Source organism: Nonomuraea sp. NPDC050478 (assembly GCF_044458265.1).
Lineage (GTDB): Bacteria > Actinomycetota > Actinomycetes > Streptosporangiales > Streptosporangiaceae > Nonomuraea > Nonomuraea ferruginea.
In genome coordinates this window covers 602,839-615,655 of the sequence record NZ_JBITHT010000007.1, presented here as the reverse complement: position 1 = coordinate 615,655, position 12,817 = coordinate 602,839, and the positions used below count along the sequence as shown (strand labels likewise).

The window sequence follows — 12,817 nt, the reverse complement described above, 5'->3', positions numbered from 1 at the left end:
TTGACCGAACGCGAGGCGAGGCTGGCCCGTGGCGTGGCCGGCGGCGCGCTGCTCATCGGCGCGATCACCGTGCTGGCCCGGGTGGCCGGCTTCGCCAAGCAGTACGCGCTCGCGCGGACGGTCGGCACCAACTGCCTGACGTCCGCGTACTTCACCGCCAACCAGATCCCGAACATCGTCTTCGAGGTCGTCGTCGGCGGCGCGCTGGCCGGCATGGTCGTGCCGGTGCTCGCCGGAGCCGTGTCCGAGGACGCCAGGGAGCGGGTGGGGCGGATCGCCTCCGCCCTGCTCACCTGGGTGCTCGTGGTGCTCGTGCCGGTGGCCGTGCTCACCGCGCTGCTCGCCGGGCCGATCATGGGACTGTTCGCCATCGAGGGGTGCGGCCGCGCCGCCGTCGACGTCGCCGCCCGCATGCTGGTGATCTTCGCCCCGCAGATCCCGCTTTATGGGATCGCGGTCGTGCTCTACGGGCTGCTGCAGGCGCACCACCGGTTCGCCGGGCCCGCGCTCGCGCCGCTGGTGTCGAGCATCGTGGTCATCGTCGCGTACCTGATGTTCGTGCCGCTCAGCGGCGGGATCGCCACGCCGGAGGGGGTGCCGCGCGCGGCCGAGCTGGCGCTGTCGGCGGGCACCAGCCTCGGCGTGCTCGCGCTCGTCCTCACCGTGATCGGGCCCACCGCCCGGCTCGGCGTGCGGTGGCGGCCCACGCTGCGCTTCCCCGACGGGGTGGCCGGGCAGGTGCGCAGGCTCGCCCTGGCCGGGATCGCCGGGCTGCTCGCCCAGCAGGCCGCCATGGTCGTGGTGCTGCTGCTGGCCAACGACGTCATCGGCGGCGGGGCGCTGGCGGTCTACAACTACGCCTGGGCGATCTACCTGGTGCCGTACGCGGTGCTGGCCGTGCCCATCGCGACCAGCGCGTTCCCCCGGTTGTCCGCGCACGCCGGCGTGGGGGAGGACGAGGCGTTCGCCCGGCTCGCGGCGAGCACCACCCGGGCGATCGTGCTCGTGTCCGGGGTGGCCGCCGGGGTGCTGGCCGCCGCGTCCGAGCCCGGGGCGGCGGTGTTCCTGGCCGACAAGAGCGACGTGGACCCGCTGGCGCTGGCGCGGGCCGTGGCGTTGTTCGCGCCCGGACTGATCGGATACGGGCTCATCGCGCACCTCAGCCGGGTCCTGTACGCGACCGGCCGGGGGCGGGGGGCCGCCGTGGGCACCGTGTCCGGGTGGTCGGTGACGATCGTGGCGCAGACGGTCTTCGCGCTGTCGCTGCCGGACGGGTGGCGCATCGCCGGGCTGGGGCTCGGGATGACGGTGGGGATGACCGCGGGCGGGGCGCTCATGCTCGGGTACGTGGTCGCGGCGCGCGGGCGTGCGGCCATGGCCGGGCTCGGCCGGGCGCTGGGCGCGGCCGTCGCGGGAGGCGCGGCCGGGTTCCTGGCGGGTGCCTGGGCGGCCTCCGGGATCGGGGCGCACGGGGTGTGGGCGAACCTGGGCGTCACGCTGCTGGCCGCCGTGGTGGCGGCCGCGGTGGGCGCCGGCGTGGTCGTGCTGGTCGACAGGGACGACGCCCGGGCGGTGGCCGGGGTCCTCCGGCGGCGCGCGCCCGGAGGGTGACCGGGCCGGGCTGGGTGGTGGCGGCCTCGATGCTGGAGAGGGAGGGGTACGGGTGCGAGTGGCTTACGTGGTGGGCACCACGACGGGAGGGACCGGGCGGCATGTGCGCATGCTGGCCGCGGGGCTGGTGCGGCGCGGGCACCGGGTGGTGGCCGCCGGTCCGCGGGAGGTCGGGGAGCAGTTCGGGTTCAGTGCGGCCGGTGTCCGGTTCGTCGAGGTTCCGGTGTCCGATCGGCCGCATCCGGTGAACGACGCGCGAGCGGTGCTGGCCGTCCGGCGGGTGGTGCGGGGGGCCGACGTCGTGCACGCCCATGGTCTGCGCGCCGGCGCGCTGGCCGCCCTGGCCATGCCCCGGCGTGCCGAGGCGGCCTCCGCTTCCCTCGGGGCGCCGGCGGGGGCGAGGGTGCCTCTGCTCGTGGTGACGCTGCACAACGCGCTGACCGCCGGAGGGTTCGTCGGGGCCGTGTACGGGGTGCTGGAGCGGATCGTGGCCCGGCGGGCGGACCGGGTGCTGGTGGTCTCGCCCGATCTGGGGGAGCGGATGAGCGCGCTGGGAGCGCGGGACGTCAGGCCCGCCGTCGTGCCCGCGCCGCCCCTGCGGGAGCCCCGGCGGACGCCCGGGGAGGTGCGGGCCGAGCTGGGGGCGGGTGACCGGCCGCTCGTGCTCACCGTCGCCAGGCTCGCCCAGCAGAAGGGCCTGGAGACGCTGCTCGACGCCGCCGCCGGCCCGTGGCAGGGCCCGCCGCCGCTGTTCGCGATCGCCGGAGAGGGGCCGCTGCGGGGCGAGCTGCGCCGCCGGATCGATGCCGAGCGCCTGCCCGTGGTGCTGCTGGGCAACCGGGACGACGTGCCCGACCTGCTCGCCGCCGCCACCGTCGCGGTCTGGGCCAGCCGGTGGGAAGGGCTGCCGCTCAGCGTCAGCGAGACGCTCAAGGCCGGCACACCCGTCATCGCCACCGCCGTCGGCGGCGTTCCCGGCCTCGTCGGCGACGCGGGGATCCTCGTCCCCTACGGTGACCCGGCCGCCCTGCGCTCCGCCGTACAGGATCTGGTCTCCGATCCCGGTGAGGCGGCCCGGTGGGCGGCGGCGGCCGCCCGCAGGGGCGAGGAGCTGCCCGGAGAGGACGACGCGGTGCGGAGCGCGCTCGCGGCCTACAGCCGGTCGTGACGGACCGCACCGGTTTGTGATCCAGAGGGAAGATGACATTGCACTGAGACGTTCTCGTATACTGCGTGAGTTGGGGAGGGGAGTATCCCTTCGCGGCAGCCTCGTCATCACGGTGTAGCCCCGATCCACGGGGCCCCCGGGGCTGCCGGTCCGCGGGTTTGGCGGGCGGGAGAGACCTCCGGCAGTCAGTCCTGCGTGCCGGAGGTTGTACAACGTGACCGAACCCTTGTGGGCGTGGATCGTCGTGATCGGCGGTCTTCTGATCGTCCTCGCCGTGGACCTGTGGATCGTCGACCGCGGCGAGGCCCGCGAGTTCTCCATGCGCCAGGCCGGCGCCTGGGTCAGCTTCTACGTGACCCTGGCCGTCATCTTCGGCGTGATCCTCTGGTTCACCTCGGGGCCGGAGAAGTCCGGGGAGTTCTTCGCCGGATACATCACCGAGTACAGTCTCAGCGTCGACAACCTGTTCGTCTTCTTCATCATCATGAGCCGGTTCGCGGTGCCGAAGGCCTACCAGCACAAGGTGCTCCTCATCGGCATCCTGCTCGCGCTGGTCATGCGCGGCATCTTCATCGCGCTCGGCGCCGCCGCCCTCGAACGGTTCGGCTGGCTGTTCTACGTCTTCGGCGCCTTCCTGATCTACACGGCGATCAACATCATCCGCGGCCACCTGAAGGGCGAGGCGGAAGAGGTCAACGAGAACCTCCTGCTCCGCTGGGTGCGCCGGAGCCTGCCCACCACCGAGGGATACGTCGGCTCCAAGATCACCGTGAAGATCGACGGCAAGCGCATGGTCACCCCGATGCTGATCGTCATGATCGCCATCGGCAGCACCGACCTGCTGTTCGCCCTCGACTCGATTCCGGCGATCTTCGGGCTCACCACCGACCCGTTCATCGTCTTCACCGCCAACGCGTTCGCCCTGATGGGACTGCGTCAGCTCTACTTCCTGCTGGGCGGCCTGCTGCAGAAGCTGGTCTACATCAGCTACGGGCTCGCGTTCATCCTGGGATTCATCGGGGTTAAGCTGGTTCTGGAAGCTCTGCACTCCAGTGGAGTCTCCTGGGCGCCCCACATCCCGATCTGGGTGTCCCTCACGGTCATCGGCTCCACGATGGTGATCACCACCGTGGCAAGCTTGATCAAGGCCCGCGTCGACATGCGCAAGAGTGTGAAGGCGGCCTCGGAGAAGGTCTAGCTAAACGGCTTTCGAGGCGCTTTGCTGGAGAAGCTGTATCGTGTCATAGTTGCGGGTTCTGTACCATCACGGCAAAAGCGCTCCGTTCAGTCACCATCAAAGGTTGTACGTGTCAGTCGATTCTGCAAAGTCGAGCCGGGTCAGGCTCGCACGCGGGGTCTCCCCGTGGCTCCTCCCCACGACGGCCGCGGCGGCCGCCACCGCGCTGCTGACGCGACGGGACCGCCGATGGGCGTTCGCGGCCGTGCCGCTGGGCGCTCTCACCGGCGCGATGCTCTGGTTCTTCCGCGACCCCGACCGCACGGTCGGGGACGGGCGGATCCTGTCACCTGCCGACGGCGTCGTCCAGAGCGTCGACCCGTGGCCCGACGGCCGCACCCGGGTGGCCATCTTCATGAGCCCGGTGAACGTCCACGTCAATCGTGCACCTCTTGCGGGAAATGTCACCTCCGTGCAGCATGTGGCGGGTGGGTTCCTGCCGGCATTCAACAAGGACAGCGACCAGAACGAGCGCGTGGTGTGGCATTTCGCGACAGCGCTCGGCGACGTCGAGATGGTGCAGATCGCGGGCGCGGTGGCGCGCAGGATCGTGCCCTACCTGACTGCCGGCGCGAAGGTCGCGCAGGGTGAGCGCATCGGGCTCATCCGCTTCGGTTCCAGGGTCGACATCTACCTTCCCGAAGGGATCTCCTCCGCGGTGTCCGTGGGCGAGAAGACGGTTGCGGGGGTGACCAGAATTGACCACGGCTGACGCCGGTGGCTGGCAGGCGGCTGAAGAGGAAGAACCTCGCGGCCCCGTCGGCAAGGCGTTCCGTCTGTCCGCCGCGGACTCGTTGTCCCTGGGCAACGCGCTGTGCGGGTTCCTCGCCGTGTGCGTGCTGGCCGCGTCCGTCTTCGACGCGCTGCGCACCAGCGGCGACTTCACGCCCGCGCCCGGCTACTTCGCCACCGCGGTGGTGCTGCTGCTCATCGGCGCCACCTGCGACCTGTTCGACGGGCTGGTGGCCCGGCGCTTCCGCGCTTCCGCGATGGGCGCCGAGCTCGACAACCTCGCCGACGTGATCAGCTTCGGCTTCGCGCCGGCGTTCATGGTGGTGATCTGGGGCGGCTTCACCGATGCCGTGCCGTTCGCCGCCGTGGTCACGGCCGCCGCGGCGGTGCTGGTCGCCGGAGTGGTCCGGCTGGCGCGGTTCGCCTGCGTCAAGACCAAGAGCGGCGACTTCATGGGCCTGCCCATCCCGATGGGCGCGATGACCGTGATCTCGATCGTGCTGCTCTTCGAGCCCAGCGTGTGGACGCTGCTCGGGGTGCTCGCCGTCGCGTGGCTGATGGTCAGCCGCATCGAATACCCCAAGCCCAAGGGCCAGCTCGCCGCCGTCGTGCTCGCCTGGATCATGGTGAACGTGGCGTTCCTGACGTTCTGGGTCGCCTGGCCCGAGGGCGGCGACATGCCGATCAAGATCGGCGCCACCATGCAGATCGCCCTGGTCGCCGCCATCCCGCTGCGGATGATGTTCTACAAGCGCGAGCTCCGGCGCGAGGCCGCCCGCCTCGGCCAGTGACCCTCCGGCGCCGGGAAAGTGCGGACTTTCCCGGTGTCATCGGCTTTCATGGAAGCATGCCGGCCAACCCGCGCGAGCACACGCGCACGTACTTCCTCGCCAAGCTGGCGGGGGAGCTGGAGCGTCACGGGCTGACCGCCACCCTCCGGGCCGATCCGCCCGTGCTGCGCGTCAGCGATCCCGACACGGTGATGCTCGCCGAGACCGTCGACTGCGTGCCGCTGGCCGACGGCTGGTTCTACCGCTGGTCGTGGGGCGAGCTCGTGGGCCTGGTGGACGAGCCCGCCCGGGCGGCCGAGCGGATCGTGCGCGTCCTGTCGCGCGGCTGACCCGCGGACCGGCCGCGCTCCTACCAGCCGCGTGCTTTCCACTCCGGCAGCGACGGGCGCTCGGCGCCCAGCGTGGTGTCCTTGCCGTGACCCGGGTAGACCCACGTCTGGTCGGGGAGCCGGTCGAAGATCCGCTCCACCACGTCGGTGTAGAGCTGCTCGAACCGCTCCGGGTCCTTCCAGGTGTTGCCCACGCCGCCGGGGAACAGCGAGTCGCCGGTGAACAGGTGCTTGTGGTCGTCGTCGCCCTCGTACAGCAGGGCGATCGAGCCGGGGGTGTGGCCGCGCAGGTGGATGACCTCGAGCGTGACGTCGCCCACGTTGATCCGGTCGCCGTGCTCGACCGTGCGGCCGACCGGCACGGGCAGGGCGGGCGCGTCGAGCGGGTGCGCCACGACCTGGGCGCCGGTCATCTTGCTCACCTGGTCGAGCGCCTGCCAGTGGTCGCCGTGCTGGTGGGTGGTGATGATCGTGCTGACCGGCTTGTCGGCGATCAGGGCGAGCAGCCGGTCGGGCTCCGCGGCCGCGTCGATGAGCAGGCCGTCGCCCGTCGCCCGGCAGCGCAGCAGGTAGGCGTTGTTGTCGTAGGGGCCGACGGCGAGCTTGGAGATGCTCAGATCGGTCAGCTCCCGCACGTCGGCGGGGCCGCCGACCTGGACGTCGCCGGTGTAGGTCATCAGTAGTCCTTCGGAGGCGTCGCGGGCAGGTCAGCGGGGGCGACGCCGGTCAGCCACGGCGGTGGCGGCGGGACCGGCCGTCCCTCTGTCACCACCCTAACCCGATCTCCCTCCGACCTCCCGGTCAGCCAGGCCAGCATGTCGGCCGGCGTGCCCATCACCGCCGGGCCGTCGCCGAGGTCGGGCCACTCCTCCAGCGTCTCGCCGCCCGGGCCGACGAACCGGGCCGCGCCGATCGTGCTCCGGTCGCGCGGCCACGTACGCAGGCAGTCGCGCAGCTCCCTGGCCACGAACGCGTCCGTCCAGTCGGCGGGGCCGTATCCCGCGTCCAGGTCCACATGGTGCATCCCCACCTCGCGCAGCCGCCTGACCAGGCAGTACCAGGCGGGGTGACGGGGCGGGCGCAGGCCGCCCACCGGCGCCCGCCAGGCGTCCGGGGGCAGCTCGCGGACGGCGCGGTCCAGGCGCGCGGCGCTGTCGCGCAGGTCCGCCACCTGCTCGGCCGCCGGGCGGGCGGCGCCGGCCTCGATCCCGGCCTCGCGGGCCTCAGGGCTCGGGTACTGCGGGGTCTCGACGCCCGTCCTGGCCCAGGTGAGCAGGTTGACGTGGCTGTCGGCGTTCCTGGCCAGATGGGTGAGCACGTGGCCGCGGGTCCAGCCGGGCAGCCTGGACGGGGCGCGGACTTCTGGGTCGGTGAGGGCGGCGGCGGTGGCCAGCAACCGGGCGGTCTCCTCGGCCAGTTCCTCCCGCACCGCGGCAAGCACAGTCATGAACCGATATTTCATCACGCGCTCCGGCGCAGCGGGGCACGGGCATAAAAGCACAGGTCATGCGGTTGACAACGGAAGACCTCCTGCGCTGTGCCCTGGAGGCCGTAATCTGAGAGGGACGGAGTTCCGGCGAGCGGCACCGGCCGGCCGGGATCGGCTCAGCGAAATTGTCGGGGCCCCCGTCTACCATCCCCCGTGGACCTATCCGCCTTTCGACTTCCGGGATCGCCGTGGCAGACCGCCTGATCGTGCGTGGTGCACGAGAGCACAATCTCAAGGACGTCTCGCTTGACCTGCCGCGAGACTCTCTGATCGTTTTCACCGGCCTCTCCGGCTCCGGCAAGTCCAGCCTGGCCTTCGACACGATCTTCGCCGAGGGGCAGCGGCGTTACGTCGAGTCGCTGTCGGCCTACGCCCGCCAGTTCCTCGGCCAGATGGACAAGCCCGACGTCGACTTCATCGAGGGCCTGTCTCCCGCGGTCTCCATCGACCAGAAGTCGACCAGCAAGAACCCGCGGTCCACGGTCGGCACGATCACCGAGGTCTACGACTACCTGCGGCTGCTGTGGGCGCGCGTCGGCAAGCCGCACTGCCCGGTCTGCGCCCGCCCGATCGCCCGCCAGACGCCCCAGCAGATCGTCGACCGGGTGATGGACCTCGACGAGGGCACCCGCTTCCAGGTGCTGGCCCCGGTCGTCCGCGGCCGCAAGGGCGAGTACGCCGAGCTGTTCCGCGAGCTGCAGACCAAGGGCTTCGCCCGCGCCCGCGTCGACGGCACGGTCGTGCGGCTGGAGGAGCCGCCGACGCTCAAGAAGTACGAGAAGCACGACATCGAGGTCATCGTCGACCGCCTGTCGGTCAAGGAGTCGGCCAGGCGGCGGCTCACCGACTCGGTCGAGACCGCGTTGCAGTTGTCCGGGGGCACGATCACGCTCGAGTTCGTCGACCTGCCCGAAGGCGACCCCGGCCGTGAGCGGTTCTACTCCGAGCACCTCTACTGCCCCTACGACGACCTGTCGTTCGAGGAGCTGGAGCCGCGCTCGTTCTCGTTCAACTCGCCGTTCGGCGCCTGCCCGGAGTGCACGGGTCTCGGCACCAAGATGGAGGTCGACCCCGACCTGGTCGTGCCCGACCCGGAGCGCACGCTCCGCGAGGGCGCGATCCACCCGTGGACCGGCGGCCACGCCAGCGAATACTTCGGCCGCCTGATCGAGGCGCTCGGCAACGCGATGGGCTTCACCCCCGACACCCCGTGGGAGAAGCTCTCCAAGAAGGCGCAGAAGTCGCTGCTGTTCGGCCACGGCGAGCAGGTCCACGTCCGCTACAGCAACCGTTACGGCCGCCAGCGCGCCTACTACACCACCTACGAGGGCGTCATCCCGTGGGTGCAGCGCCGTCACGCGGAGGCGGAGAGCGACTCGACCCGGGAGCGGTTCGAGGGCTACATGCGCGAGGTGCCCTGCCCAGCCTGCAAGGGCGCCAGGCTCAAGCCGGTCACGCTGGCCGTGACCGTCGCCGACAAGTCGATCGCCGAGGTTTCCTCGATGTCGATCGGCGAGTGCGCCAAGTTCCTGGCCGGGCTCAAGCTGTCCGACCGTGACATGCACATCGCCGAGCGGGTGGTCAAGGAGATCAACGCCCGCATGGGCTTCCTGCTCGACGTCGGTCTCGACTACCTCTCGATGGACCGCGCCGCCGCCACCCTCGCGGGCGGCGAGGCGCAGCGCATCCGGCTCGCCACGCAGATCGGCTCCGGCCTCGTCGGTGTCCTGTACGTGCTCGACGAGCCGTCCATCGGCCTCCACCAGCGCGACAACATGCGCCTGCTCGACACGCTGATCAGGCTGCGCGACATGGGCAACACGCTGATCGTGGTCGAGCACGACGAAGACACCATCGCCGCCGCCGACTGGGTGGTCGACATCGGCCCCGGCGCGGGCGAGCACGGCGGCCAGGTCGTCGTCTCCGGCACCGTCCAGGATCTGCTGACCAGCGAGGAGTCGATCACCGGCCAGTACCTGTCGGGGCGCAGGAGCATCCCGGTGCCGGCCACCCGGCGCAAGCGCGACAAGAAGCGGCAGATCACCGTCAAGGGCGCGCGCGAACACAACCTCAAGGGCGTCGACATCGACTTCCCCCTCGGCGTGTTCACCGCCGTCACCGGCGTGTCGGGGTCCGGCAAGTCCACGCTGGTCAACGACATCCTCTACAACTCGCTGGCCAAGGAGCTCAACGGCGCCCGCACCGTCCCCGGCCGCCACTCCAGGATCAACGGCATCGACCAGGCGGACAAGGTCGTCCACGTCGACCAGTCGCCGATCGGCCGCACGCCCCGGTCCAACCCGGCCACCTACACCGGCGTGTTCGACCACGTGCGCAAGCTGTTCGCGGCCACCACCGAGGCCAAGGTGCGCGGCTACCAGCCGGGCAGGTTCAGCTTCAACGTCAAGGGCGGGCGCTGCGAGGCGTGCTCCGGCGACGGCACCATCAAGATCGAGATGAACTTCCTGCCCGACGTCTACGTCCCCTGTGAGGTGTGCCACGGCGCCCGCTACAACCGCGAGACGCTGGAGGTCCACTACAAGGGCAAGACGATCGCCGAGGTGCTCGACATGCCGATCGAGGAGGCGCTCGGCTTCTTCGACGCCATCCCGGCCATCAAGCGCCACCTGCAGACGCTCCACGACGTCGGTCTCGGCTACGTCCGGCTCGGGCAGCCCGCCACCACGCTCTCCGGCGGCGAGGCGCAGCGCGTCAAGCTCGCCTCCGAGCTGCAGCGGCGGCAGACCGGGCGGACCGTCTACGTCCTCGACGAGCCCACCACCGGCCTGCACTTCGAGGACATCCGGCGGCTGCTCGGCGTCCTCGGGCGGCTGGTCGACGGCGGCAACACCGTCATCGTCATCGAGCACAACCTCGACGTCATCAAGACGGCCGACTGGATCATCGACATGGGTCCCGAAGGCGGCTCGCGCGGCGGCACCCTGGTGACGGCGGGCACCCCCGAGGAGGTGGCCCTGGTGGAGGAGAGCCACACCGGGCGCTTCCTGCGGAAGATCCTGTCCGTGTGACACGGGGTCGGGGGGGGGGGGCGGGGGGGGGCCCCCCCCCCGGGGGGGGGGGGGGGGGTGGGGGGGGGGGGGTGGTTTTAGGGGTGTGACGGGGAGGGGAAGTGCGGGCCCGCCCCCCCCCCCGGGGGGGGGGGCGCCCCCCCGGGTGGGGGGGGGCGGGTGCGCGGCCCCCCCCCCCGGGCCGGGGGGGGGCCCCCCCCGGCGGGGGGGGGGGGGGGGGGGGCCCCCGCCCGCCGCCCCCCACGACCGGGGTGCGGGTGGGCCCTTGTCTTCCGACGGGTGGTTTGACAGGGTCTGACCGTGTCGGAAGATGCGCCGCGGCCCCTCATGCTGGGCGGTGTGTGCGTGCACGAGCTGCTGGAGCGGCCCCTCGTACGCCTCGCGCGGCGGCTGGTCGGCGAGTTCGCCGCGGAGATCCCGCTCTACCGGCGGCTGCCCCGGGAGGAGCTCGACGGCGACATCACCCGCATCACCGAGCACAACCTGCGGCTGATCAGCGGGATGTTCTGCGAACGGCGCCCGCCGACGCGGGCCGAGCTGGCGCCGCTGCGCGCCTCGGCCGCGCGCCGCGCCCAGGAGGGGGTGCCGCTCGACGCGCTGCTCGCCGCCTACCAGCTCGGGGTGACGAAGGTGTGGGAGAGCCTGTTCGCGCACGCCGGGCCCGGCGACCTCGACGACGTGCTGGAGGCCAACCGGCTCATCCTCTGCTACACCGGCGCTGTGACGTCCGCGGTGTGCGCCGCGTACCTGGAGGAACGCGAGGCGATGCTCAGCCAGGAGCAGCACACCATGCACGCGACCGTCGCCGCGCTGCTCGCCGGTGACCGGGAGGCGCTGGCCGGGGTCCGGCTCGCGCCCCGCTACCTGGTCGTCGCCACCGCGCTCGGCACGCACCCGGACGAGACGGCAGACGACCAGGGCGGGCCGATCGCCGGCCTGCGCAAGCTGCACCGGTTCCGGGCCGCCTGGCAGCGGCACGCCGCCGGGCAGGTGCTGTCGGCGCTCGACAGCACCGGCGGGCTGGTGCTGGTGCCGCTGGGCGCCGGCGAGCCCGGGTGGTGCCGGGCCGGCGAGCTGGTGACGGCGGCGGGCCGCGCCGCGGGCGTCCCGGTGTGGGCCGCGGCCGAGCCCGCCGAGCCGGCCCGCGTGCCCGCCGCCGCCAAGCTGGCCGAGGAGGTGCTGGAGGTGGTGCGGTCCCTGGGCCGGCCGCCCGGCGCGTACCGGCTCGCCGACGTGCTGCTGGAGTATCAGCTGAGCAGGCCCAGCGAGGCGCTGGCGAGCCTCGCCGGGCTGCTGGATCCGCTGCTCGGCAACCCCGATCTGCTGCGCACGCTCAAGGCGTACCTGGACGCGGGCCTGGACCGGCGGCGCACGGCCGAGCGCCTGCACGTCCACCCGAACACCGTGGACTACCGGCTGCGCAGGGCCGTCACCCTGACCGGGCTGGACCCGATGGACCCGGCCCAGCTCCAGCGCATCGGCGCGGCCCTGGCGGCCCGACGCACGCTGAACGGCGGGTGAGCGTCAGCGCGCGGCGTTCACGGCCGAGGTCACGATGGTGGCGAAGTTACGCATGCCCAGGGCGTTCGGGTGGAACGGGGCCGCGGGCGAGGCCGGGACGTACGGCTCGATCCAGCGGGTGCCCGAGGAGGCGCACGGGTCGTGGCCCACGCTGGGGGTCTGCAGGTCGATGAAGCCGATCCCGGCGGCGGCCGCCTGCTCGGCCAGCATCTGGTTGAAGTACTGCAGCGTCGCCCGGATGTAGTTCGCGTCCTGCCTGATGATCGGGACGCGGGGATAGCAGCCGTCGGGCCGCGCGTACGTGGCGTACCCGACCATGAAGATCCTGGCCTGCGGCGACCGGGCCCGGATGTCGCCGGCCAGCCTGACCAGCGTGGGCCGCAGGGCGTCGGTCTTGACCCGCCAGCTGTCCTGGCCGTCCGGGGTGCGGTAGTCGTCGTTGCAGGCGTCGCCGACCGGGGGAGGCAGCAGGTTGAGGCAGTCCTCGATGAAGCCGGTCAGGCCGACGTCGTTGGCGCCGATGTGCACCGTGACCAGCGTGGTGTCCGGGCGCAGGGCGTCGAGCTGCGGAGCCACCGAGCCGAGTTCGGTGTTCTGGCGCTCGTACATGTCGCGGGTCTTCGCGCCCGAGCAGGTGACGTCGCGGAACGACGCGGCGCCGATCGCCTGCGCGGTCAGGCGGGGGTAGTTGCGGTCGGAGCGCAGGCAGCCCAGGTCGGGCAGCACCTGGTTGGGGATGAGCGGGCCGGCCGCGGCCGAGTCGCCGAGCGCGACGTACGACTCGGCGGCCCGCGCCTGGGCGGGCGGGGACAGCAGGAGGACCAGCAGGGGCGCGGCCAGGGCAGCGGTCAGACGTCGGATCATGCGGGGCACCTCTCGGGGGGAGTGGGGGGTGGAGCGGTGCTGGGGG

Annotated in this window: 11 protein-coding genes; 8 read left to right on the top strand and 3 right to left on the bottom strand. The window is 72.1% G+C overall.

Going from position 1 to position 12,817, the window contains the following annotated elements; genetic code table 11:
- From murJ to ACIBF7_RS35650, 6 genes are all read left to right on the top strand, one after another.
- Nucleotides 1-1,611 (top strand): murein biosynthesis integral membrane protein MurJ, encoded by a 1,611-nt coding sequence (gene murJ, locus ACIBF7_RS35675; protein WP_397199110.1) that lies wholly within the window; start codon nucleotides 1-3, stop codon nucleotides 1,609-1,611.
- Between the two features lie 52 nt (nucleotides 1,612-1,663).
- Entirely contained in the window at nucleotides 1,664-2,779 is a 1,116-nt protein-coding gene (locus tag ACIBF7_RS35670; RefSeq protein ID WP_397199109.1) for a glycosyltransferase, read from the top strand.
- Between the two features lie 214 nt (nucleotides 2,780-2,993).
- Entirely contained in the window at nucleotides 2,994-3,977 is a 984-nt protein-coding gene (locus ACIBF7_RS35665; protein ID WP_148031247.1) for a TerC family protein, read from the top strand.
- A gap of 109 nt (nucleotides 3,978-4,086) precedes the next feature.
- A complete protein-coding gene (locus ACIBF7_RS35660) occupies nucleotides 4,087-4,728 on the top strand; it encodes a phosphatidylserine decarboxylase (protein WP_187281417.1) in 642 nt (213 codons plus the stop codon).
- Complete coding sequence (pssA, locus tag ACIBF7_RS35655; RefSeq protein ID WP_148031248.1) at nucleotides 4,715-5,539, top strand: CDP-diacylglycerol--serine O-phosphatidyltransferase; 825 nt, start codon at nucleotides 4,715-4,717, stop codon at nucleotides 5,537-5,539. Before ACIBF7_RS35660 ends, pssA begins: the two co-directional genes overlap by 14 nt.
- 56 nt (nucleotides 5,540-5,595) lie before the next feature.
- Nucleotides 5,596-5,868 (top strand): hypothetical protein, encoded by a 273-nt coding sequence (locus ACIBF7_RS35650; protein ID WP_219550054.1) that lies wholly within the window; start codon nucleotides 5,596-5,598, stop codon nucleotides 5,866-5,868.
- A gap of 20 nt (nucleotides 5,869-5,888) precedes the next feature.
- Here the strand turns inward: ACIBF7_RS35650 and ACIBF7_RS35645 are convergent, their stop codons facing one another.
- Complete coding sequence (locus ACIBF7_RS35645) at nucleotides 5,889-6,545, bottom strand: MBL fold metallo-hydrolase (protein ID WP_397199108.1); 657 nt, start codon at nucleotides 6,543-6,545, stop codon at nucleotides 5,889-5,891.
- A complete protein-coding gene (locus tag ACIBF7_RS35640) occupies nucleotides 6,545-7,315 on the bottom strand; it encodes a maleylpyruvate isomerase family mycothiol-dependent enzyme (RefSeq protein ID WP_246641048.1) in 771 nt (256 codons plus the stop codon). Before ACIBF7_RS35640 ends, ACIBF7_RS35645 begins: the two co-directional genes overlap by 1 nt.
- A gap of 230 nt (nucleotides 7,316-7,545) precedes the next feature.
- Here ACIBF7_RS35640 and uvrA point away from each other — a divergent pair, with 230 nt between their 5' ends.
- Together uvrA and ACIBF7_RS35630 are read left to right on the top strand one after the other, a co-directional pair.
- Nucleotides 7,546-10,386 (top strand): excinuclease ABC subunit UvrA, encoded by a 2,841-nt coding sequence (uvrA, locus tag ACIBF7_RS35635; RefSeq protein WP_148031252.1) that lies wholly within the window; start codon nucleotides 7,546-7,548, stop codon nucleotides 10,384-10,386.
- Between the two features lie 300 nt (nucleotides 10,387-10,686).
- Nucleotides 10,687-11,907: a PucR family transcriptional regulator gene (locus ACIBF7_RS35630; RefSeq protein WP_397199107.1), complete on the top strand. Its 1,221-nt coding sequence runs from the start codon at nucleotides 10,687-10,689 to the stop codon at nucleotides 11,905-11,907.
- Nucleotides 11,908-11,910: 3 nt separating this feature from the next.
- Here ACIBF7_RS35630 and ACIBF7_RS35625 read toward each other — a convergent pair whose 3' ends face one another.
- Nucleotides 11,911-12,771, bottom strand: coding sequence for an SGNH/GDSL hydrolase family protein (locus tag ACIBF7_RS35625; RefSeq protein ID WP_219550064.1), 861 nt, complete (start codon nucleotides 12,769-12,771; stop codon nucleotides 11,911-11,913).
- Nucleotides 12,772-12,817: the final 46 nt, after the last annotated feature.

What these genes read in the sequence shown, in the direction of transcription:
- ACIBF7_RS35645 (WP_397199108.1), bottom strand. Translation starts at nt 6,545, where the DNA reads ATGACCTACACCGGCGACGTCCAGGTCGGCGGCCCCGCCGACGTGCGG.
- ACIBF7_RS35650 (WP_219550054.1), top strand. Translation starts at nt 5,596, where the DNA reads ATGCCGGCCAACCCGCGCGAGCACACGCGCACGTACTTCCTCGCCAAG.
- ACIBF7_RS35640 (WP_246641048.1), bottom strand. Translation starts at nt 7,315, where the DNA reads ATGACTGTGCTTGCCGCGGTGCGGGAGGAACTGGCCGAGGAGACCGCC.
- ACIBF7_RS35625 (WP_219550064.1), bottom strand. Translation starts at nt 12,771, where the DNA reads ATGATCCGACGTCTGACCGCTGCCCTGGCCGCGCCCCTGCTGGTCCTC.